Source organism: Psychrobacter sp. H29 (genome assembly GCF_059073055.1).
In genome coordinates, this window is record NZ_JCACRY010000001.1 from 784,542 (window position 1) to 808,275 (window position 23,734).

Sequence of the window (23,734 nt, forward strand, 5' to 3'; positions counted from 1 at the left end):
CATATAAAATATACGCTTGTTTAGTGACGATGTGTAACCAACCATTAGTGCCAATTTTAGACAGAATACGTTACCAGAGGTAACCGCTTTAATTATTATCTATATTAGATATAGATAATAATTAAAAATATATATTAGTAGCATGTGTAGGGAATTTTACCTTAATTAAAGTTTGCATTTAAGGTAATGAGAAGAGAGTCGCTAGTAAGAAAAATGCGTCTTTATATTGGGTTTTTTATACCGTCTTTGATTCAATAAGGACATTTTATGTCAGAGCAAAAACTGGACAGCCATCTGCCTAATGATGGCAATGAATATTTATTTACCGATAGTTTTCCAAAGGGTACGGGTAAGGGGTTGATCGTTGTCGCCATTGCGGCGATTATTGCAATGGTTATCTACAATGTATTGCCATTCGATATCAATGCAAATAAGGGTCTTGCCGTACTGTTTTTTATTGGAGCGTTATGGCTCACAGAAGCTGTGCACGTCACTATTACAGCGCTGCTAGTAGTCGTGGTAGGCGCATTGGTTGGTATACCAGATTTCGATGCTGAGATTGGGTTGCAGAGCTTTGCTAGTCCCACTATTTATCTGTTTTTTGGTGGCTTTGCATTGGCAGCCGCGTTACACGTACAGCAGCTAGACAAAAAAATAGCCCTCAAGATTTTATCGATGTCCGGTGGCAAGCTCAGTACCGCTGTATTTTTGATATTTGGTGTGACTGCGTTCTTATCCATGTGGATATCGAACACAGCTACAGCAGCGATGATGCTACCGCTAGCTTTAGGTATTTTGACACAGGTCGATCGTGAAAAAGACCGAGGAACGTTTGTCTTTGTATTGTTAGGTATTGCTTACTCAGCCAGCCTTGGCGGACTAGGTACAATTGTCGGCTCCCCGCCGAATGCGATTGCGGCAAAAGCGCTAGATATTGCATTTGTTGATTGGATGAAGTTTGGTATCCCTATGATGCTGGTACTGCTACCGCTATTACTGGGTGCCATGTATGTATTCTTAAAACCCAATCTCAATCGCAAAGTCGTGCTCGCCGAAGATGAGCCCATTGCTTGGAATAAGCCACGTATCGCCACTATTATTGTCTTCATCATCACGGCACTGAGCTGGATTTTTTCTAAGAAAATTGGGGCGGCTTTCGATATTACGGATACGGATGCCATTATTGCACTGGCAGCCGCGGTGGCGGTAGTGAGTTTAGGACTGGTGTCTTGGAAACAAGTATCAGACAATACCGATTGGGGTGTACTCATGCTGTTCGGTGGCGGTATTGCGCTATCGACTATCTTAAAAGTATCAGGTGCGTCATTGGTGCTGGGTGAGACCGTGGCAAGTGCACTGTCTGCTGCACCGCTGTTGGTTGTTATGATAGCGGTATCTGCATTCATTATTTTCTTGACGGAGTTTGCTTCCAATACGGCATCGGCGGCGCTCCTAGTACCTGTATTTGCAGCGATTGCAGAGCAAATGGGCTTGCCACATGAAGTGCTGGTATTGGTCATTGGTATCGGTGCGTCGTGCGCCTTTATGCTGCCAGTTGCCACGCCGCCAAATGCTATTGTATTCGGTACGGGTTTAATTAAGCAGACAGAGATGGTGCGCACTGGTATTATATTGAATATTATTGCGACCATTATTATTGGCTTCTGGGCATATTTTTTCTTGCTATAGTTAAGTAGCCAAAAACCCAGTCATACGTACTGGTGACAAATCAAACCCGATGTTTAAGGCCGACTTAAGCATTGGGTTTTTTTATGACTTGTTATGCTACATAACGCTAAACTACTATAATTTGCTCTTATACCCATAGTGAGTAGCAGTTGGATAAACATTGATGATGTACGTCAGTTGTAGTCAGTCGCAACTGATCGTCAATCGATATCTAAAAACAGTACTTAAGAATAATACTTAAGAACAACACTTAGGATTATACCTAGGGATAATACTCGAAAGAATACTTAAAAAAATACTTAGAAAAAACGCCCTAACTTAATGTCATATTATTAAATGGACTTGATCACATGACACAGTATTTATTAAAAATAACGGTCTTTCTTATCTTGGCTATAGTTGTTGTGCTAGTAGCACTCATAGCATTATATTGGGCACCAGACCGTACTGTTACTGAGCTAAAGCGTTGGCAGCAACCTAATAGTGAATTTATAGACATACAAGGTACGCAGGCACATGTGACGCAATCCGGTATATGTCATGCAAACCGTAGAACAGCATCAATAGACGCAGGGGCTGATACCTCTCCTGATACCACTTCTACTAGCACCATTGTTTTGTTACATGGAACATCAGCAAGCTTGCATACGTGGAGTGGCTGGACAGAGGCGCTTTCTAATCAATACTGTGTTGTGAGTATGGATTTACCAGGATTTGGTCTAACAGGTCCTTATATTGACCAAAGCATACAATATAGCAGTGAGCGTTATGCTGAATTTGTCATCCAAGTGCTTGATCGCTTGGATATAGACCGTGTCATTCTAGCAGGCAATTCGCTGGGCGGTAAAATTGCTTGGCGTACCGCAGCCTTGTATCCTGAGCGTATAGGACGGCTCATATTAGTGGATTCAGTGGGTTATCCAGCAGCACCCAAACATATTCCTATTGGCTTTAAGGTTGCAGGCTATCCTGCAATAGCGCCTATTTTAAATTATATCTTGCCCAGAAGTGTCGTCGAAAAAAGCGTCGTGAGCGTGTATGCAGATGAGAGTAAGGTCGACGATGACTTAGTTGATAGATACTATGAATTGACACTACGCCAAGGCAATCGGCAAGCCTTGACTCGTCGTCTAAAAGAAACCGATAGTGATAGTCATCAAGAACAAATCAAGCAGTTGGATATACCGACATTGATATTATGGGGTGCAAAAGATAACCTCATACCTGTAGAAAACGCGGCATTATTTCACAGGGATATACGTAACAGTCAGCTTGTGGTGTTTGATGATTTGGGTCATGTACCGCATGAAGAAAATCCGATAGCAACTGTTGATGTTGTGAAGCAATTTTTGATGAATGAGTAGAGACATGAACAAGATAATAAAAACAACAACCATCGCTGCGATTTCAGACATTCATAGTAATGTCTTTGCTTTGGAGGCAGTGCTTGCTGATATCAAACAACGCGGTGCTGATCAGATCGTAAATCTTGGTGATATTTTATATGGGCCAATAGCGCCTCAGGCTACCTATGAGCTGTTAATGGAACATCAAGAAGACATTATTACCATACGAGGTAATCAGGATAGGCAGATTTATGAAGCAACGACAGCAGAAATTGTTAGCAATTCAACGTTGAGTTTTATTGTCACAGAATTATCTAAAGATGCGATTGAATGGATGCGGTTTTTGCCGTTCGATTATCATTTAAGTAAGGATGTCTACCTATGCCACGGCTCACCAACCGATGACATGATGTATTTACTAGAAGATATTAAAACAGGGCAGCCAGTAGTACGTGATGATGCCTCTATTTCATCACTGCTTGATGGTGTCGATAGTGCGGTCATTGTCTGTGGTCATACCCATATTCCACGAACAGTAGTATTATCATCAGGTCAAACAGTTATTAATTGTGGTAGCGTCGGTTACCCCGCTTACGAAGATGATTTGCCTATCATCCATAAAATGCAGACCTATTCACCTTATGCTAACTATGCTCTTATAACATCCATTGATACTCAACAAGGTAAACGTTGGCAAACTGAGCATATCAAGGTGGCTTATGATCATAAAAAAGCAGCTACACTGGCCTCCAAAAATGGACGCGAAGACTGGGCGTTTGCTTTAAATACTGGGCGAGTATTGTAGTGTGGAAGACTCAGCATTATTGCTAGCCGAAATGACTAAAGCCACCAACCATGATCTACCATTAAATTATTATAAGGACGGTGTTACATGCTCACTCTATATATGGTTCAACTTGGTGGTCGTCCCAAAGGGCGTCTGATAGAGCAGCACGACATGTTTTTTGGTGTCGCCAATCAGGTCAGTGGACTGGTAGCAGATATCAACCAACATTGGTCAGAGGTCAAAAATAAATGGCATATTGATTCGTATCGAGCGATTACTAAGGTTGATGGTTACACGATCAAACTGCTTGAGTCAGGTGAGCAAGTCAGTACAGAGGCCGACCTAAAGCTGTTCTTTATCAATTTGGGCGGTTATCAGCGGGGCAGTTTTGAAGAGTTTCATTATAAATTGCTTGTTGTCGCCACCAGTCAGGCACAAGCGATTAAGCAGGCTAAACAAAGCGATTTTTATAAACAGTTCACCTTCACAGGTATCGATTCACCTCTCGATGCCGCCTCTCATATCGATGATAAGTTTGAAGTGGATATAGATGATATCTATAACGTGAATGATCTGATCTCAAATGTTCAGCTGTTGATCGAGCCTATCGCTGAGATAGGGGAGGACAATATTGAGATTGGAGAAGATAAAGAGTATGTGGGATACTTGAGTATCAAGAATCTAAGGAAGTTGTCATAATATGTCTTTAAATATGCACTACAAAAGTGGTCTAATCCGCAAAGCGCGCTGCCAGATATCTGATGACCTACTGCCCATACTTTATCAAATTCATAATAACGCAAAATTTCCACGATTGACGTGGCTAATTGACAACCTTTATGAAAACCCGCAGATTTGTCCTGACGTAGCGAGAGAGTTGGCTAATGAGATGGTTGGGTTTGAAAAACTGATACTGTCGCTACATCTGCCTTTTCCTAGACTGTCATTACAAAAAATACATGCCTTTTTCGAGGGTGCTGCTACCAGTCAACAGATTATTTATACCAAAGCCTATCCCAATAGTGATTAATGTTACTAGCTGATCCTTCTCTGCGGCTTTAAGTATGTGCAATCTAATGTTTATATCCATGCTATCTCAGCTACGTGCGTCGATACTTTTATCACAGCTAAGACAGGCGTTCTATCGCGCATAGTTATAGTGTGAATTTCAGGTGTGTAATCAATACAGGACTCACTTGAATCGCCTGCTATTTGCCTCCATAATCTAATCACTTATTAATAATAAATAGCCTAAGCAAATATGCCAGATACTTCCGAGAAAAACAATTTAAGCACTCCTAGTACAAATGAAATTGAAGATACAAAAAGAGCGGTGGAACCATTAGCCGACCTACCTGTACTTGCTAAAGATAATTACTATTTAAACCGTCTTGAACGGGAGCTGACGCGTGCCGCCGTGTCTAAAAATAAAAAATCCAATCATGATTCTGAGCAAAAAAACAATCAAGACGATGTGCTGACTAAGAAGCGTGCCCAATACGATAAGATAAAAACGCGCTCTCAAGCAGCAGTACAAGCCCGCATCGACAGTATTCCAAGCGATTTGCCCGCTAAGTTAAATCTTGATCTGCCAGTAAGTCAACGTGCAGAAGATCTGGTACAAGCCATCATCGACAATCAAGTCATTATCGTGGCGGGTGAGACAGGTTCTGGTAAAACAACGCAATTACCTAAGCTTGCCATGCTAGCAGGACGCGGTATTACTGGACAGATAGGGCACACGCAGCCAAGACGCTTGGCCGCGCGTAGCGTCGCAAACCGTATTGCAGAAGAGCTCGGAGAGCAGCTAGGCAATACGGTCAGTTTCAAGATTCGCTTCAACGAGCAAGGATCAGCGCAATCTGTCGTTAAGCTAATGACTGATGGTATTTTGCTCGCTGAGCTGGGTCATGATCGTTTTTTGAGTAAATACGATACGATTATCATTGATGAAGCACATGAGCGTAGCTTAAATATCGACTTTATCATGGGTTATCTCAAAAAGATGCTACCCAAACGTCCAGATTTAAAAGTAATTATTACCTCAGCGACCCTTGATACCAAGCGCTTTAGTGAGTACTTTAGCCGTTATGATGCTAAGCTCAAACGGCAAGTGCCTGCGCCTATCTTCAATGTTGAAGGACGCAGCTTTCCAGTAGAGGTGCGCTATCGTCCACTGACCGATGAACCAGTAAATAGCTCAGAAGACGACAGCTATGATGATTTTGAAGAAAATCTACCGCGTGCGGTGGTTGCTGCTGTCGAGGAGTGTTTTAGCGATGCGCAGAGTAAAGGTCATGCTGACCAAGCAGATATATTGATATTTGCCGCGACTGAGGCAGAGATTCGCGAAACACAAGAAGTGCTTGAGCGCCACGGTCCACGCCATACCGAAGTGTTGCCACTGTTTGCACGGCAGACCTACGAAGAGCAGCAGCGTATCTTTCAGCCGTCAGGTCGAGGTCGACGTATTGTCATCGCGACCAACGTCGCTGAGACGGCGTTGACGGTACCGGGTATTCGATATGTAATCGACTTGGGATTTGCGCGTATTTCGCGTTACTCATATCGCTCACGCGTACAACGTCTACCGATTGAAGCAATTTCGCAAGCGGCAGCCAACCAGCGTAAAGGTCGTTGTGGCCGTGTCGCGCCAGGGGTTTGTATTCGCCTATATTCTGAGGAGGACTTTAGTGGTCGTCCTGAATTTACTGAGCCTGAGATCTTACGTACCAATCTAGCCTCTGTGATATTGCAGATGGCAAACCTGCGTTTGGGTAGTGTTGACAACTTTGATTTTATTGAGCCACCTGATAGTCGATTGGTCACTGATGGTCACAAGCTGCTTGATGAACTGGGCGCCATCACATCCAAACAAGATACTACGCAAGATAAAAACAAATCATCAAAGCGTCAAAAAGGGCTCGATCATCTTCGCCTAACAGCAACAGGTCAGAAAATGGCACGTATGCCAATCGATCCAAGGCTGGCACGTATGCTAGTGGCTGGTTCTGACTTTGATTGTATTCGTGAAATGCTCATCGTGGTTGCTGCGCTTGCGGTACAAGATCCACGTGAGCGTCCTGCTAATAAGCGCACGCAAGCCGATCAAAAACATGCGGTCTTCCGTCAAGACGACTCTGACTTTTTATTCTATCTAAGTCTGTGGAAGGCACTGTTTGAAAAAGACGAAGACGGCAATAAACTGTCCGGTAATCAGCGTAAGCAGTTTGCAAAAAAGAACTATCTAAGTTTCCCTCGTGTACGCGAATGGCACCAGACGCATCGTCAATTGGTACAAATGGTCACTGAGCTTAAGTTAACCGATGTCAATGACTCACAAATATCGGATAAAAATGTTGCCAAGAATGACCCAACAGCGATCGAAGACGAAGCGTTAAAAGCTGTCAAATATGCCAATTTGCATAGAGCCTTATTGACAGGTTTGTTGTCTATTATCGCGCACAAAACTGAAAGTCGCGGTGAGTATTTGGCGGCGCGCCAGCAAAAAGCCAAGATATTCCCAGCCAGTACGGTATTTAAACAGATACCGCCTTGGGTTATGGCATTTGAGATGGTCGAAACCTCCCAAGTGTTTATGCGTACCGTTGCCAAAATTGAACCCGAATGGATTACCTCGGCGGCAGGAGACCTACTCAAATATCATTACTTTGAGCCGCATTGGTCCAAAAAGACAGGACGAGTCAAAGCGTACGCGCAGATTAGTTTATTTGGCTTGATTATTATCAGTAAGCAGCTCACCAATTACGAGCAAGTAAACTTGGTCGAGTCACGAGAGATATTCATTCGTGATGGCCTTGTGACTGGTAATTTCGGTCGCAATGCGCCATTTTTGCAGCATAATATGGACAAAGTTGCTCATGTTGAGCGCATCGAAGACAAGCTACGTCGCCGTGATTTATTGGTTGATGAAGAAACGCTCTATCAGTTCTATGACAAAAAGATTCCTGAGTATGTTGCCAGCCGCAAAACATTTGAAGACTGGCGGGCAGAGGTAGAGAAAAACGACAACAAGTATCTGTTTTTTACTGACGAGGATGTACTCACTAGCCAAGCACCAACCACGGGCGACTTCCCAGAAGTATGGAAGCTGGGTGATCTAAAACTGCCGCTGCGTTATATCTTTGATCCAGCAAGCGATGATGATGGCGTGACCATACGCGTACCGCTTGCCGCATTACCACAGCTCGATGCGATTGAATTGCTATGGGGTGTGCCAGGATGGCGCTATGAGTTGGTGCTACAGTTGCTCAAATCATTACCAAAAGATATCCGTCGCCAGATCGTCCCGATACCTGATACCGCAGATAGCCTATTTGACGAGTTGCAGCAACAAGGCGGACAAGGGTTATTAAAACAACTGTGCCAAGCGCTCAATCGCCGCGGTATTATGTCTGTGACGCCGGAGAGTTTTAGCCCCTCTACGATTGATCGTTATTTGCAACCACAAATTTGTGTGGTTGATGACAAGAACCGTATCATCGAAAAAGGTCGTGATCTGCAAACGTTGCAGATTCGCCATGCTTCCGAGACTAGCCAAGCGGTTAATGAGCAACAAGGTGCGCATACTGACTTCCCTGAACATTTTGCCTTTAGCAAAAACCATCATAGCGCAGGCGTGGTCATGAAGCAGTTTGCTGCGCTCGTTGCTGATGAGGCAGGAGGGGCAGTATCCATTCACCAGTACACCGATGTCAATGCAGCACTACAAGCGCATCGTATCGGCGTATTAACCTTGATCAAAGGGAAGCTTGGTGCGAAGAAAAAACAGCTGACCAGTCAAGTAGATAAAATATTCAAACTGGCATTTGCACCGCTGGGTGATATGGAAAAACTAAAAACAATCGTTATTGATGCCACATTGGATGCCGCACTCGAAGAGCACTATGTCCTGTTTGACCATAGCGAAAACCTACCAGAGAGCGCTGATGATATCGCAGTGGGTCTGAGTGAGGAGCTACCATTTACCCCTGAAGAATATGCACAGACGCTCGAAGTTGTGCTGAGTAATTTCTTATTGACAGGTCAAAGCGTTATCAAAACGCTCAAAAATGTCTATACGCGCTGGCAGCGCATTCGCCAGGGGCTACTGATGCTAGACCGTGAGGTGTTTGGAGAGTCTATCGACGATATTGAAGATCAATTAGAAGACTTACATTTGGCTGATTTTGTTTACCGTATGGATTATAGCCATTGGCAACAGTATCCGCGTTATCTTGAAGCGCTAGAGATTCGCCTTGAGCGTTTAGAGCACAATTTAGACGCCGATCTTGATGGTGTCTACGCGCTAGACTTGCATATGGAACGATTAGCAGGACGTGCGGACAAGGAAGCCATCAGTGAGTATCGCTGGATGGTGGAGGAGTATCGGATCCAGCTATTTGCTCAGCCGATGAAAACCCGTATGGCGGTATCACCCAAACGTCTTAGCAAAATGTGGGATAAGGTAAGCTAGCATAGAGTATCTTTATATATTAAACCCAAAAAGAGGACTAGATTAGTCATTACTAATCTAGTCCTCTTTTTTATTGGTAGTTAATGACTGATTCTTTCTGTCAGTACTCCCATGCTATAGAGCATAAACGCAATGGCGGTAAATGCCACGATAAATGGTGTCAGTATCCAAATCACCACATTGATCAGGATGGATGGGAGTAAACCATTAAATAGCTCGATATCTGGGGTAAAAAAATCTGTCATTACATCCACTGCACGTTTGGCAATGGGGAAGAGTAGTGTGCTTAGGGCTAACATGTATAGATATTTACTAAAGCCGGGGTCACTCATGACAACCAAGAAGTAAAACACTGAAAAATAAGTGATACCTAATGCCCAGCATTTGAGGGTGTAGCTTAAACGAATCATGTCATTTCCTCCCCAGCGTATCTATTAATGAACGTAGATTTATTTACGTCTATATATTCTTTTATTTGAATATATAATACATGTTATAATACGAATATAAAGGCAAGTCAAACAATTTTTCCATATATTTAAAATACGCCATAAATTGTTTAATTTAAAAACGATCATTTCTGAAGAAGGGGTTTGAACGATACGATATAAAATAGCCTAAGTAGGACAACTTATACTATTGAAAGATAGCATAATAACTATAAATCACTGCTCGGATTCACACCGAACAGTCGCTTATATTCTCGGCTAAACTGGCTAGGGCTTTCATAACCTACTTGCATGGCGATCTGTGATATTTGTGCTCCGTGCCTCTTAATCAGACGCCTTGCCTCCATCAACCGCAGGTTTTTTTGATATTGCAATGGGCTTAATTGGGTTATCTCTTTAAAGTGCTGATAAAACCCCGAGACGCTCATACCGCATCGACTGGCGAGATGCTCGACCATGATAGGTTGATTTAAATGTGCCTTTATCCAGTCAGTAGCTTGGGCGATGCGATGTGTATGACTGCCATCGACGACCAATTGCCTAAGCTTGTTTCCTTGTTCTGCTGAGAGTAGGCGATAGTATATCTCCTGCTGAATCAAAGATGCCAAAAACCCGATACCATTTGGATAATCAAGCAAGTTTATCAACCGTTCAAACGCCGCCATTATCGTATCGTCTAATTGCCACTTTATGCCTGAGTGACCGCTTGCTATTGTTTGGTTAGCAGGTATTTGCGCTAAAATATCTCTAATCATCGCTAGGTCTAGTTTCATGGATAAGACAATGACAGGGTTTTCAATAGAAGCGTTTTTGATATGCATGCTGAGCGGGATATTTACTGGGCAAAACATCAGGTTGCTATTATCAAACCTTTGGCAGTCTGCTCCTAAATAAATCTCTCGCTCGCCTTGTAAGACAATACATATGCTTGGCTCTTGTATATAGCTGACAGCTTTGCTCGGCCTATCAGCACAATAAAAGAACAATCCTGCTACAGCTGATTCGATGGTTTTGTTTTTGGGTAGTACTCTGAGTAGTTGATCTATCGTTGTCTGATTCATCGTGGCAGCTTGTTTTAGGTTGTTGCCTGATATTATGAAAATTTATAGGATTAGGCAAGAGTTATAGAGGTCTGTTCTAACGCCTATAAGCAGACGTCACTATAATAGTCTTATCGCAACAGCGTAAGCACGACCTCTAATAATATGAAACAAGGAGTTATTGATCATGAAAATATTTTATAAAACTCGCGCGACAGCTACTGGTGGACGTTCTGGTCATACTGGACTAGACGATGGCTCATTGGGCTTTGATTTGGTTTCTTTTCAAGAGCAAGACAAAGAAGGCGTCAACCCAGAACAGCTTTTTGCTATGGGTTATGCAGCTTGTTTTGACAGCGCTTTGAGCATGACTGCGCAGCATATGAAACTGCCTATTACTTCTTCTAAAACTTCTGCGCAAGTAGGTATCGGTATGAAAGCAGATGGCAGTTACAACTTGGACGTAGAGTTGTATGTTGAAGTGTCAGGTATCGACGAAGCGCAGGCGCAGCAGTTGATTGAAGCCACGCATCAGGTATGTCCATACTCTAATGCAACGCGTGGCAACGTTGAGACTCGCTTAGAAGTTACTGTTGTCTAACGGTGTTTTATGTTGGCTTTGATTGGCCTCTAGTAGCCATTTGGCAAAAGTAATAGCTCATATAAAAACCGCCCCGATTTATACAAATCGGGGCGGTTTTCGCTTGTCTGATATATATCAAATGACTTGGTCTATAGACTATAAGTGAGCTCATAGCTATGACTGTATATCTCAACGATATTACCAAATGGATCTTCCATATAAATCATGCGGTAAGGTTTTTCGCCTGGATAGTAATAACGGGGTTGTTTCATACGTTTTTTGCCACCGGCAGCGATGATGCTCTCTACAAGCTCCTCAAGATTCGGATCTTGAACACAAAAATGAAAAATACCTGTTTTCCAGTATTCAAAATTATTTTCGGGATCTTCTTGGTTTTTGAATTGAAAAAGCTCTACACCGACTCGGTCAGCAGTAGACAGATGCGCTATATGGAGATGACTCCATCCCTCGCCAAATATTTCTGTACACATCTGACCGACAGGACTATCATCTTCTACGATTTTGGTAGGGGCTACGATAGTATACCAACCCATGACTTCAGTATAAAACTTGACGGCCTTGTCTATATCAGGGACTGACAGACCAACATGCGAAAAACTTCTAGGATAAACATTACTCATTACTTGTACTCCTATGTGGGTATGACTCAGTGGGCAAACATCCTTGTGCTGTTTAAAAATAGCACCATGAGGAATACCACTGCGTTGTAAAAACACAGGCATATTGCAATGAACTGTAAGGTGTCAGGTATAAATAATTTATATATTTCAATGCGATAGTGAGTAAAGGCTCTGTCTAAAATATAGATGACTCGTAAGATGGGCTAACACTTTGGTAAATCAGCATGGTCTAAACAGGCGCTCTTTTATTCAAAATAAATACTAAGACGGCGCCCAAAATCACGACGCTTGCAATAATAAATGGCATAGTGAGCTGCTCAGACAAAAATACCACACCTAGCACCGCTGCAATCACAGGTACACACAGCTGAACAATAGCCGCTTGTGTATTCTTCAATAATGGCATCGCGCTATACCAAATACTGTAACCCAGACCAGAAGCGATCGCTCCTGATGCACAGGCCAGCAGTATTCCTTCACTCGTGATGCTTTGCATCTCAATATTCGATAAACCCATATCGTCCAAATACATCATGCCCACCAACAGTAATATGGGAACGGCTACCAAACTTCGTACAAAGTTAAATCCTGTCGCTCGCAGTGGTGAGACACACGATTTGCCGCGTATGCTGTATACTCCCCAAGCTGCACCGCTCATCGCCATCAGTGATGCAGCCAAGGGTGAGGGGATAGCGGCTGATGGCAGCATCAGATAGACAAACCCTGCTACGGCAATGATAAATGCTAGCCACTGCAATGTACTCAGCGTCTCTTTTTGGTAGATACCCCAGCCAATCATCGTAAGCTGTACTGCTGAAAACAAAATCAATGCTCCAGTGCCTGTATCAAGCTCTACATAGGCAATCGAGAAGCACAATGCATAAACAACCAAGCTGATGCTACTGAGCCAGCTGCCTTTATCATTCAAAATTGCATCAGTGGCGGCGCTGTCAGTCGTGCGAGATTGACGCTTTAGACGGTAAGCGTGAATCGCCATAATAAAAACTAAGCACACAGCCGCACTTAGTAGGCGAATAATCGTAAAGCTCCAAGCGTCGATATAACCCTCTGCCAATGCCATTCGGCAAAAAAGAGAGTTTGCGGCAAAGGCAATTAACGCAATGATGGTATAAATAGTGGCTTTCAAAGATGATTCCTAAAATGAGTAAGTGTGTCTAAATAGACAAGCATTGTGTTTTGTTTTTATCTTAATTTTTGGCCTATAGTCTTGATTTCTAGTTTTTGGTTTTAACTTCTGGCTTTGATTTCTTAGGTATGTCGCTATAACGATAGCTTATTTATTAGTAGAAGTAATAATGAAAAAGATAAAAATTAGAGCGACAGTGGGTTTATAAGGTTAGATATTTTGTCGTACTTGTGACAAAAAATCTTTGTTAAATGAGAATAACGATAGTTGTATTAACGATAAGGTTTGGAGTATAGAGGTAATCTATTTTGCATCAAATGAACCATTAGCAAAACAAGCATTAAACACAATAAACCAGATAAATAAATAGGAAGTAGTAGTATGGATTGGGCAAGTATTTTTATTCATGACACCACTTGGTTGTTTGCCGTTGAAATTTTAATACGTGTCACTGTCATGTTTGTATTGATTATTACGTTCTTGCGATTCACAGGCAAGCGCGGCGTTCGTCAGCTCTCTATCTTTGAGCTGACCATTATTCTATCGCTAGGCTCTATTGCAGGCGATCCCATGTTCACCGAAGATCTGCCTATTATTCAGGCGGTATTGATCATGGGTACGGTCATCTCCCTCTACAGGTTTTGCACCTGGGCGATGATGAAGTTCCAGCCTTTTGAAGACCTGTTGGAGGGAAGATCACTTTATATTGTAGAAAATGGCATGTTGGTACTTGATAAAATTAAGCAAGGTGAGATGTCACATGATGAGTTTTTTGCTGAGATGCGCCAGCAAGGGGTTGAGCATTTAGGGCAAGTTCGTGTTGGTCTGCTCGAAGCTGACGGCAATTTTAGTATTTTATTGCACACCGCTGAAAAAACAGATTACGGTATGCCGTTGTTCCCTAAACAGTATCAGGCAGTCGAAGAAGTAGAAGAGGGGGTTTACTATGCTTGTATGTACTGTGGCTACATCGACTATCTCTCAGAGCATAATCAGTGCTGTCCGCGTTGTGAGGATAACTGTAACAACTGGGCTAAGGCGCTAAATAACAAGATCGTCAAATAATGAGTATACCGTGCTGTCTTATATACAATGATGTAAGACAGCACGATAGCTTATGACTCTGAAGCCAGGTAGCTCATAAACTAAGTTGCTCCTGTAAGTGTTACTTGTAAGTGTTCTAAGTATCAGTGCTTTTTGGTATCGCCGACCACTTTATCCATAACAGCAAATAATAAGCCTGACAATACAAAGGTCATGTGAATGATCACTTTCCACATCAGCTTATCAGCATCGAGCTCACTCATTCCGCTAGAGATATCCATAAAAGATTTCAGAAGATCGATTGCCGAGATCGCGACGATAGCTCCGATGACTTTGAGCTTTAAACCAGAAAAATCTACTTTGCCCATCCAGCTAGGACGGTCGTCATGAGCGCCAGTGTCAATTTTTGAGACAAAAATCTCGTAGCCACTAAATATAATGATGAGTAATAAACTGGCGACTAACGAGATATCAACTAATATCAATATATCTACAATCACACTGGCTTCCGAGGCTATGAGTATATCGGCAAACATATGCCATAGTTTTTGAACAAACTTAACAAATAGTAAAACGATGCCTAGTACCAATCCCAGATAAAAAGGTGCCAGTATCCAGCGGCTGTTGAATATTGTTTTTTCTAAGTACAGCTCAAACTTCTTTAGCATGGATATCTCTTAAGTTTTAAAAAACAAATGATATTAATGGTGGGTAAAGTACAGCCTTTTTTTAATAGTGCAATTTTTTAGTGTGTAGCACAATATCTACTCTATGTGTCTACGTGAGTAAGCTGCGCTACTACTTGCTGAACGCGCTGCTCCCTATCCCCGCCAACGCGCTGGAATGGCTTTTTATACTTGTTTAGTTGATTGATAAAGTAGTCACTTATCTCATCACGTTGGTGCGGACTATCACGTAAGTCATCAGCGACCCACGGTATATCTACATCAGTCAATAGTATCAAATCATAGTGATGTGCCAATGCTGCTTGCTCAAGGGCCTCAGGGCAATCGCCATAGTACCAATTAGAATAAGTCATCAGCTCAAACAAACTGGTATCACAAAATAAGTAACGGTTTTTATCAGGGGTTTGGGCGACTTGCTTGGCTAAGGTGTTCTCCAGTTGGATCTGTCCTTGTGCGATAGGCAGTAGATCCTCCCAAGTACAAGTCAGCTGCTCATTATCCCATTTTGCTTGTAAATAAGTGCGCATGTATTCTGATACCCACACACTGTCGAAATGCGCTGCCAAATCACGACACAACGTGGTTTTGCCCGTGCTTTCTGCGCCTAGTACAGCGACAGTAGTAACAGATTTAGGCGTATGCTGCTCGAGGTTGTACACGGTAGCGTCGTTGCCATTCATAATATGCCCAGATTGCGATAAGAGTGAAGACTACATACTGTAGTGCGGTAAAAGTGAAGCCTTTATAAAAGTATAGCGGTACTGATATCGCATCCGCGATAATCCAAAGTATCCAATGCTCGATTTTGCGCCGTGCCATGAGCCACATCGCCATAAGAAACAAAGCTGTAGTGAGCATGTCAGTATAGTCGACCCAAGTAAATAGATGCATGCCAAGTACTGCACCGTCGAAGCTAAAACCGTTATTGATCACTGGACGGAAATAATAAACCAATCCTACAAAAGCTACTGTCCCTGCTGCCAAAGCGGTAAGTATAGGAATATCCCTTGCGTGCAAATGCTCAATACGGACGCGATTGACGTCTGATTGCTTGTGTTCAATAGACTGATTTTTCTTGTTCTTTGACCAGTTGATCCAGCCATACAAGCTCATTACGGTATAGTAAGCATTGATGAACATATCGCCAAACAATTGCCATTTCCACAGTAGGTACACGAATATAGCAGTGCTAACCAATCCAATAGGAAAGACGAGGATATTGGTTTTGCTGGCAAGTAAGACACTAGCCACACCAAAGACAACGGCAATTAACTCAAGCACAATAAACGTTGTAGAGTAGTCGGCGTATTGACCAAATAACCAGTTGAAAAGTTCTACCATTAGCATTCCTAAATATGAGTGTATAGCGATATGTATGGTTGTTTAGAATAGAATGGCGCTAATTATAACGTAGCCATTACGAAATGAAGTCAGTCTTTGCTTATTTATGGCAAGAAACAGATTATTTGTAACAAAGTATTAGAAAAATTATAATATTCAGGCATAATAAACACACTGATTTTAAGTTTACAGTTATTCACTGAATTTGAATGGCTATTATTTTTTCACTTTTATGCTTATTCCAAGCACTATAGTAGTAGACAAGGAAGCTTATCATGACGACTTGTATCACAGGCACAGGCTTGTATATCCCACCTTATAGCATTAGTAACGAAGAGCTAGTAGAGTCATTCAACCAGTATGTTGAAAACTATAATACCGAACATGCTGACGAGATAGCAGCAGAGACTGTGACCGCACTTGAGCCTTCTTCAGCCGCTTTTATTGAAAAAGTATCTGGTATCAAATCACGTTATGTGATGGAAAAAGACGGTATCTTAAATACTGAAATCATGGCACCAGTTATCCCATACCGTAATTTGGGCGAAGAGCTATCAGTGATGGCTGAAATGGGTGCAGCAGCACTCAGAGACGCTTTGGCTGATGCAGGACTTGAAGCCAATGACTTAGACGGTATCATCCTTGCTTGCTCAAATTTCCAGCGTACTTATCCTGCTGTTGCTATCGAAATTCAGAATGAGATCGGCATGGTTGGTGGTTTTGCATACGATATGAACGTTGCGTGTAGTGCGGCGACTTTTGGCCTATCACAAGCCCACGGCTCTATTATCTCAGGTTTGGCCAAGCGTATTGCTGTGGTCAACGTTGAGATTACCTCAGCGCATCTAAACTGGCGCAACCGTGACAGCCACTTTATCTTCGGCGATGTAGCGACTGCCTCTATCGTAGAAGAGCTTGATACGCCAAAGGGTTACGAGATTCTAAACTCTAAACTATTTACGCAGTTTTCGACCAACATCAAAAACGAATATGGCTTTATGGATCGCTCAGAATACCTAGCGGCACAGACAGAGATGTATCCAGATATCAAAGCACCGGTCACTGACAAGCTATTTTTGCAAAACGGTCGCAAAGTATTCCGTGAAGTTTGCCCGAAAGTTTCTGAAATTATCACTGAGCACTTGCAAGAAAACGATATCCCAACATCTGATGTTAAGATGATGTGGTTACATCAAGCCAATGCCAATATGTTGGATTTGATCTTACGTACTGTCGTCGGTAAAGATGCAGATAAATCAATTGCACCAAGTGTGATTGCTGAATTTGCCAATACCAGCTCAGCGAGCCCTATGATTGTATTCCATCGCCACAAAGATGATCTATCATCAGGTGATTTGGGTGTTATCTGCTCATTCGGTGCAGGTTACTCTATCGGGTCAGTACTGGTGCGTAAAGTTTAATGCCTTAGTTTATTACTAAGGTTTAATACTAAGTGACCAGTAATTAGTACTAAGTAACTAGCAACTAGACAAAAAATAGCCAAGAATGTTCTTGGCTATTTTTTTGGCTATCATTTTTGCCATTGAAATTAGGTCCTGACATCTAAATATAAAGAGAGATGTTTAGAAAGATAACATCAAGATTACTGAGAATATCGACAAGAATGACCAGAGGTTTTAATTTAACCCAAAAAATTTGCTATAATCACGCTCTTATTCCCCTCATTTAAATAAAAGTCCTTTTATGAAAGAATCCTTACGCCTGCGTTTAGACCAGATGGTAGACCGTTATGAAGAGGTCACCGCCTTGTTATCAGATCCTAGTGTCATTAGTGATAATAATAAATTCCGTGAATTGTCTGTCGAACATAGCGACTTGATGGACATCACGACGTTATGGCAGAACTATCTGGGTGCAGAAACGGATCAGGCTGATGCAGAAGCAATGCTAGCCGATGCGACCGATCCTGACATGAAAGAGATGATGCAAGATGAAATTGAGACGGCACGCGATACCATCGTAGAGATGGAAGAAGCCCTCAATGTAATGATGCTACCAAAAGATCCGAATGATAAAGTACCTGCATTCTTGGAGATTCGTGCAGGGACTGGCGGTGATGAGGCGGCGATTTTCTCTGGTGATCTGTTCCGCATGTACCAAAAATATGCACAGACCCAAGGCTGGACACTAGAAGTGCTCTCTGCAAACGAAGGTGAGCATGGTGGTTATAAAGAGATTATCACTCGTGTATCTGGCAATAGTGTATATGGTCGCCTAAAGTTTGAATCGGGTGCTCACCGCGTACAGCGTGTTCCTGAAACCGAAAGCCAAGGTCGCGTGCATACATCAGCTTGTACGGTTGCCGTCATGCCAGAAGTTGAAATCGATGATACGGTAGACATCAATCCTGCGGATATCAAGATGGATACCTTTCGCTCAAGCGGTGCGGGTGGTCAGCACGTTAACACCACTGACTCAGCCGTACGTTTGACGCATATTCCGACGGGTACTGTGGTAGAGTGTCAGCAAGAGCGTAGTCAGCACAAAAACCGTGCACATGCGATGAAAATGCTGGTCTCTAAAATCCAGCAAGCCAAAGTACAAGCGCAGGTCGATGTAGCGGACTCTATACGCCGTGACTTGGTCGGTAGTGGCGACCGCTCAGAGCGTATTCGCACCTATAATTTCCCGCAAGGGCGCATGACCGATCATCGTATCAACCTTACCTTATACAAGCTTGATTCTATCATGGAAGGTGACTTGGATGAGATTCTTGATGCACTGTTACGTGAGCATCAGGCTGACTTGATGGCCAGTATCGGCGGCGAGATGTAAGCCATAGCGGTGAACTATGCGAGTGAGGTTAAGAAGGGGTATAGCGATTAGCGTTGCTATATTCCCAAATTGGGAATATAATTGGATGCTATATACTAAGTCATATGAGAGTTATTGCCAAAAGCAGTTTACGTAAATTCTGGGAACAGCCTAACAATGATGATGCAAAAGGTCAGCTAGAAGCTTGGCATGATTTTGCACTAAAAGCCAGTTGGCAATCACCGCAAGATATCAAAAACGATTTTAAGAATGCGAGTATTTGCGCTAATAATAGAGTCGTTTTTAATATTGCAGGCAATAAATACCGATTGGTGGTTGAGATGCAGTATCAGGCTGGTATTGCTTGGGTCAAGTTCATCGGTACTCATAGTGAATACGATAAAATTGATGTGGAGGTTGTCAGTGAATATTAAACCAATTCGTAATGATCAAGATCTAGCACATGCATTTGCTCAGCTACAAGCTGTGTTTCAAGCTGATGAGGGTACACCTGAGGCTGATGAGCGCGAAGTGCTAGTAACCTTAATTGAAGCTTACGAAAACAAATATTATCCTATCGAACATGCCGAAGCTGTCGATGCTATTATTTTTCAGATGGAAAATCTAAATTTAAGTAGAAAGGATTTGACACCTTATTTGGGATCGGCAAGTAAAGTATCTGAAGTATTAAATCGTAAACGCCGATTGAGTTTGCCAATGATAAGAAAACTACATGAAGGGCTGCACATTCCTTATGAAAGTCTTATTCACTAGGTCTCCTCTATTTGAGATACTATTGTTTTGAGTATCAAATATTAACTAAAGATAGTTTACGGCTATCGTATTATGAGAGTTTTATGTCAAGAAATAACCAAGACCAAACCCAAGCGCCAGAAGACACCAATGAACTGATCGCGCAACTTCAAGCCAAGCTAGATGATATCACTGCCTCAGATAAACAGCCGTACCCAAACACCTTTAAACGCACCCATTATGCAAAAGATTTGCAAACGGCTTTTGATGGTGTGTCAAAACAAGAAATTGAAGAAAAAGCGGCGAATGGTGACAAAACACAGGTCAATGTGGCGGGCCGTGTCATGTTAAACCGTGGCTCATTCATCGTTATCCAAGACATGACAGGTCGCATCCAATTATATGTGGCACGTAAAGAGCTTGATGAGGAGACGCGTGCAAGCATCAAATCTTTGGATTTGGGTGATATTGTTGGTGTGTCAGGCTATATTGGTCGCTCGGGTAAAGGCGATTTATATGTGCATATTGAAGAGATTACGCTGTTGACTAAGACCCTACGTCCGATGCCAAATAAGTTCCATGGCCTAGCAGATGTAGAAGCGCGCTATCGCAACCGTCATCTTGATTTGATGACCAATGAAACGACTCGCGATACCTTTATGGTTCGCAGTCAGATTATCAGCGGCATTCGTCAGTTTATGCTGAATGAGCGTTTTATGGAAGTTGAAACGCCAATGATGCATCCGATTCCAGGTGGCGCGGTAGCTCGTCCTTTTGAGACGCACCACAATGCTCTAGATATGCCTTTGTATTTGCGTATTGCGCCTGAGCTTTATCTCAAGCGCTTGGTCGTTGGTGGCTTTGAGCGTGTATTTGAGATCAACCGCAGTTTCCGTAATGAAGGGGTCTCAACCCGTCACAACCCTGAATTTACCATGATTGAGTTTTATCAAGCCTACGCTGACTATCATGATCTGATGGATTTGACTGAGCGTATGTTTAATCAGTTAGCAAATGATGTGTTGGGCACAACAGAGCTGACTTATCAAGAAGAAGCCATTAGCCTAAAAGCACCATTTGCTCGTCTATCTATGTCTGATGCGATTGCAAAGTATGCAGAAAACTTCGACATGGCACGTATCAATGATCGTGAATACCTAGCAGAGTACGCATCAACGACGCTGAAACAGCAAGTAAAAGATGTGTTTGGTGTGGGTAAACTACAAACGATTATTTTTGAAGAAACGGCTGAGCATCAACTGTGTCAACCAACCTTTATTACTGAGTATCCAGCTGAGACCTCACCACTCGCGCGCCGTAGTGATGACAATCCTGAGATTACTGATCGTTTTGAGCTGTTCGTTGGCGGTCGTGAGCTCGCTAATGGTTTTAGTGAGCTCAATGATCCAGCAGACCAAGCCGAGCGTTTCCGTGGTCAAGTTGCCGAAAAAGACGCAGGCGATGACGAAGCCATGCATTTTGACGAAGAGTACATCGAAGCATTGTCATACGGTTTGCCGCCGACAGCAGGTGAAGGTATTGGTATCGACCGCTTAGTAATGCTGTTTACTGACTCAGCCAGTATCCGTGATGTGATCTTGTTCCCGCATATGCGCCGCAAAAATGATTAATATTTAATTAGTCGTTAACCAAAGTCGCTTATTGAATGCGGCTCAGTCATAATCAAACTTGTGAGAAGCCAGACGAATGCGCTGGCTTTTTGCTATAATAAATATCGAAAAACAGCATCTAAAATAAGAATTTTAACCACTTGGCACAATGGATAGCTATGTCGCAGCAATATCAAGTTTTAGCTCGCAAATATCGACCCAAGAACTTTCATGAGTTGATTGGGCAGACGCATGTCTCGCAGGCGCTGATTAATGCAATTGATTATAATCGTCTGCATCATGCTTATTTATTTACTGGTACGCGCGGTGTGGGTAAGACGACGATTGCGCGTATTTTATCTAAATGCTTGAACTGTGATACTGGTATTACGAGCACACCGTGCGGGGTATGCGACAACTGCGTCGCTATCGATCAGGGGCGTTTTATTGATCTTATTGAGATTGACGCGGCTTCCCGTACCAAGGTCGAGGACACGCGCGAGCTGTTAGACAACGTGCCTTACGCGCCAAGCCAAGGGCGTTATAAAGTCTATCTGATTGATGAAGTGCATATGCTGTCGACGCATAGTTTCAATGCGCTTCTCAAAACGTTGGAAGAGCCACCTGAACACGTAAAGTTCTTGCTGGCGACGACTGATCCACAAAAACTGCCGATTACGATTATCTCGCGCTGCTTACAGTTTGTGCTACGCCCACTACCGCAGGTATTACTTAGCGAACATTTGGCAAATATTTTGACCAAAGAGCAGGTTGACTACACGCAGCCGGCCATTTGGCAATTAGCAAGCGCTGCCAAAGGCTCTGTGCGCGATGCTTTGTCACTGACAGATCAGGCGATTGCTTTTGGTCAAGGGTCACTGGATGATGCGACTGTCAATGCCATGCTCGGTCTCATTGATGCGGCTGACCTCATCAGCTTGATCACAGATATTTATAATCATGATAAATCAGCCGTTGCCGCACATATCGAGCAAATGCGCGCGCAGATGGTAGATGCGACCAGCATGTTTGATGGGTTGGCTGAGCTGTTGCATCAGTTGGCATTGACTCAGCTGTTGCCTGAGGTCGCTCTCAATGTTAATGAGGCGCAAGCAAAAGATATTTGTACGCTAGCTCAGCATATCAGCCCTGATGTCTTGCAGCTGTATTATGAGATTGTTGTGCAAGCACGTGAAGGCGTCAAGCTTGCTAGTACCCCTATGCAAGCGCTTGAGATGTGCATTTTGCGCTTACTAGCGTTTCGTCCTTTGCCGGTCGATGAAGTACTCAATAATACCTACGACGGGGAGGTATCTGCTACCAGTACACCAGTAATAGAGTCGACTGATTCGCCGTCTTCTTCAGAAAAAACGTCTTCAACTGTCACGACGCATGGCGCATCAGAACCACTACAGTCTTATGAGATTGATGACCAAGCGCAACGTTATGATGAGCAGCAAAGTAGCACTCATGATAACGAGAATTTTCGCTCTGAGTATATTAGTGACCAAGAGTACAACTTAGTACAGTCAGCTGTCAGTACTGAGCCTGAACCTGTTGTTGAGCCTGAACCTGTTGTTGAGCCTGAACCTGTTGTTGAGCCTGAACCTGTTGTTGAGCCTGAACCTGTTGTTGAGCCTGAACCTGTTGTTGAGCCTGAACCTGTTGTTGAGCCTGAACCTGTTGTTGAGCCTGAACCTGTTGTTGAGCCTGAACCTGTTGTTGAGCCTGAACCTGTTGTTGAGCCTGAACCTGTTGTTGAGCCTGATGCAAATAATTCTCAGTTACTATTACCATCTGATGAAGACCCGCGCACTTTGTTACGCTGTACGTCCCAAGAACTGACGGGGGAGTGGAACTCGGAAAAATGGGATTACTGGCTGCAGACTGCTCGTGAAGCAGAAGTATTAGCTCAAGATGAGTTGGCACTTGCTCGTCAAGGCACAATGACAGGTCAATGTAATGGCAATGCAACGTTCTTGACTAGTGTGGACAGCAAGCATTTACAAGCGACTTTTCAGCAACTGGCTGCAAAGTTGCAACAGCAATTCACACAGGCACAGATTGATTTAAAAATCGATAATAGCATCATGCAAAGTGATGATAAAACACCAGAGCGTCGTCAACAAAAACGATTAGAGCAAGCAAAAACGGTTGCTGAGACAAAATTGCTGAACACACCAGTGATGCAGTATTTGACGGAGCGGGGCGAGGGCAAAATGGGCAAGGTCCAACTGTATTAAGTTCTAAAAAACGGTTATTAAAACCATTTCAAATATGAATATGTTTTAAATACGGTTTTATATAAGATATCAAGGTGATGATACGCTATCGCCTTGATATTTTTGTTTTTACCGCAGCACAAAT

At 42.9% G+C, this 23,734-nt stretch carries 21 protein-coding genes; 14 read left to right on the forward strand and 7 right to left on the reverse strand.

Features of this window, described 5'->3' with window-relative positions:
- The first annotated feature begins 267 nt into the window (after positions 1-267).
- The 6 genes from AC5JP1_RS03175 (at position 268) to hrpA (ending at position 9,298) form a co-directional block, all read left to right on the forward strand.
- Positions 268-1,689 (forward strand): SLC13 family permease, encoded by a 1,422-nt coding sequence (locus AC5JP1_RS03175; protein ID WP_493843093.1) that lies wholly within the window; start codon positions 268-270, stop codon positions 1,687-1,689.
- A 350-nt stretch (positions 1,690-2,039) separates the two neighbouring features.
- On the forward strand, positions 2,040-3,053 hold the full coding sequence (locus AC5JP1_RS03180; RefSeq protein WP_493843094.1) for an alpha/beta fold hydrolase: 1,014 nt from the start codon (positions 2,040-2,042) through the stop codon (positions 3,051-3,053).
- Between the two features lie 4 nt (positions 3,054-3,057).
- Positions 3,058-3,840, forward strand: coding sequence for a metallophosphoesterase family protein (locus tag AC5JP1_RS03185; RefSeq protein WP_493843095.1), 783 nt, complete (start codon positions 3,058-3,060; stop codon positions 3,838-3,840).
- An 87-nt stretch (positions 3,841-3,927) separates the two neighbouring features.
- A complete protein-coding gene (locus AC5JP1_RS03190) occupies positions 3,928-4,521 on the forward strand; it encodes a DUF1543 domain-containing protein (protein WP_493843096.1) in 594 nt (197 codons plus the stop codon).
- 1 nt (position 4,522) lies between these two features.
- Positions 4,523-4,852 (forward strand): hypothetical protein, encoded by a 330-nt coding sequence (locus AC5JP1_RS03195; RefSeq protein ID WP_493843097.1) that lies wholly within the window; start codon positions 4,523-4,525, stop codon positions 4,850-4,852.
- Between the two features lie 303 nt (positions 4,853-5,155).
- Positions 5,156-9,298, forward strand: coding sequence for an ATP-dependent RNA helicase HrpA (gene hrpA / locus AC5JP1_RS03200; RefSeq protein ID WP_493844422.1), 4,143 nt, complete (start codon positions 5,156-5,158; stop codon positions 9,296-9,298).
- Positions 9,299-9,378: 80 nt separating this feature from the next.
- Here hrpA and AC5JP1_RS03205 read toward each other — a convergent pair whose 3' ends face one another.
- Together AC5JP1_RS03205 and AC5JP1_RS03210 are read right to left on the reverse strand one after the other, a co-directional pair.
- A complete protein-coding gene (locus AC5JP1_RS03205) occupies positions 9,379-9,708 on the reverse strand; it encodes a hypothetical protein (protein ID WP_319052290.1) in 330 nt (109 codons plus the stop codon).
- Positions 9,709-9,956: 248 nt separating this feature from the next.
- Positions 9,957-10,808 carry an AraC family transcriptional regulator gene (locus AC5JP1_RS03210; RefSeq protein WP_493843098.1) on the reverse strand — a complete coding sequence of 284 codons (852 nt, stop codon included), beginning with the start codon at positions 10,806-10,808 and terminating at the stop codon, positions 9,957-9,959.
- Between the two features lie 166 nt (positions 10,809-10,974).
- Here AC5JP1_RS03210 and AC5JP1_RS03215 point away from each other — a divergent pair, with 166 nt between their 5' ends.
- Positions 10,975-11,388, forward strand: coding sequence for an organic hydroperoxide resistance protein (locus AC5JP1_RS03215; protein ID WP_443527081.1), 414 nt, complete (start codon positions 10,975-10,977; stop codon positions 11,386-11,388).
- Positions 11,389-11,519: 131 nt separating this feature from the next.
- Here AC5JP1_RS03215 and AC5JP1_RS03220 read toward each other — a convergent pair whose 3' ends face one another.
- Positions 11,520-12,011: a lactoylglutathione lyase family protein gene (locus AC5JP1_RS03220; RefSeq protein WP_493843099.1), complete on the reverse strand. Its 492-nt coding sequence runs from the start codon at positions 12,009-12,011 to the stop codon at positions 11,520-11,522.
- A 229-nt stretch (positions 12,012-12,240) separates the two neighbouring features.
- On the reverse strand, positions 12,241-13,158 hold the full coding sequence (locus tag AC5JP1_RS03225) for a DMT family transporter (protein ID WP_493843100.1): 918 nt from the start codon (positions 13,156-13,158) through the stop codon (positions 12,241-12,243).
- A gap of 381 nt (positions 13,159-13,539) precedes the next feature.
- Between AC5JP1_RS03225 and AC5JP1_RS03230 the strand changes: the two genes are divergently transcribed.
- Positions 13,540-14,223, forward strand: a complete 684-nt coding sequence (locus tag AC5JP1_RS03230; protein ID WP_493843101.1) for a DUF421 domain-containing protein — start codon at positions 13,540-13,542, stop codon at positions 14,221-14,223.
- A gap of 122 nt (positions 14,224-14,345) precedes the next feature.
- On the opposite strand, the gene AC5JP1_RS03235 is transcribed toward AC5JP1_RS03230, so the two are convergent.
- The 3 genes from AC5JP1_RS03235 to pnuC all read right to left on the reverse strand — a co-directional run bounded on the left by AC5JP1_RS03235 (position 14,346) and on the right by pnuC (position 16,229).
- Positions 14,346-14,870, reverse strand: a complete 525-nt coding sequence (locus AC5JP1_RS03235) for a TIGR00645 family protein (protein ID WP_319052285.1) — start codon at positions 14,868-14,870, stop codon at positions 14,346-14,348.
- Between the two features lie 101 nt (positions 14,871-14,971).
- A complete protein-coding gene (locus tag AC5JP1_RS03240; RefSeq protein ID WP_493843102.1) occupies positions 14,972-15,547 on the reverse strand; it encodes an AAA family ATPase in 576 nt (191 codons plus the stop codon).
- The gene (pnuC, locus tag AC5JP1_RS03245) at positions 15,519-16,229 is read right to left on the reverse strand and encodes a nicotinamide riboside transporter PnuC (RefSeq protein WP_493843103.1); all 711 of its coding nucleotides are present in this window, start codon (positions 16,227-16,229) and stop codon (positions 15,519-15,521) included. Before pnuC ends, AC5JP1_RS03240 begins: the two co-directional genes overlap by 29 nt.
- Positions 16,230-16,504: 275 nt before the next feature.
- Here pnuC and AC5JP1_RS03250 point away from each other — a divergent pair, with 275 nt between their 5' ends.
- The 6 genes from AC5JP1_RS03250 to dnaX all read left to right on the forward strand — a co-directional run bounded on the left by AC5JP1_RS03250 (position 16,505) and on the right by dnaX (position 23,610).
- A complete protein-coding gene (locus AC5JP1_RS03250) occupies positions 16,505-17,650 on the forward strand; it encodes a beta-ketoacyl-ACP synthase III (RefSeq protein ID WP_443527087.1) in 1,146 nt (381 codons plus the stop codon).
- Between the two features lie 283 nt (positions 17,651-17,933).
- Entirely contained in the window at positions 17,934-19,025 is a 1,092-nt protein-coding gene (gene prfA, locus AC5JP1_RS03255) for a peptide chain release factor 1 (protein ID WP_493843104.1), read from the forward strand.
- A 104-nt stretch (positions 19,026-19,129) separates the two neighbouring features.
- Entirely contained in the window at positions 19,130-19,438 is a 309-nt protein-coding gene (locus tag AC5JP1_RS03260) for a type II toxin-antitoxin system HigB family toxin (protein WP_493843105.1), read from the forward strand.
- Positions 19,428-19,778: a helix-turn-helix domain-containing protein gene (locus AC5JP1_RS03265; RefSeq protein ID WP_071001597.1), complete on the forward strand. Its 351-nt coding sequence runs from the start codon at positions 19,428-19,430 to the stop codon at positions 19,776-19,778. Before AC5JP1_RS03260 ends, AC5JP1_RS03265 begins: the two co-directional genes overlap by 11 nt.
- A gap of 83 nt (positions 19,779-19,861) precedes the next feature.
- Positions 19,862-21,388, forward strand: a complete 1,527-nt coding sequence (gene lysS, locus AC5JP1_RS03270) for a lysine--tRNA ligase (protein ID WP_493843106.1) — start codon at positions 19,862-19,864, stop codon at positions 21,386-21,388.
- A 158-nt stretch (positions 21,389-21,546) separates the two neighbouring features.
- Positions 21,547-23,610: a DNA polymerase III subunit gamma/tau gene (dnaX, locus tag AC5JP1_RS03275; protein WP_493843107.1), complete on the forward strand. Its 2,064-nt coding sequence runs from the start codon at positions 21,547-21,549 to the stop codon at positions 23,608-23,610.
- Positions 23,611-23,734 lie beyond the last annotated feature (124 nt).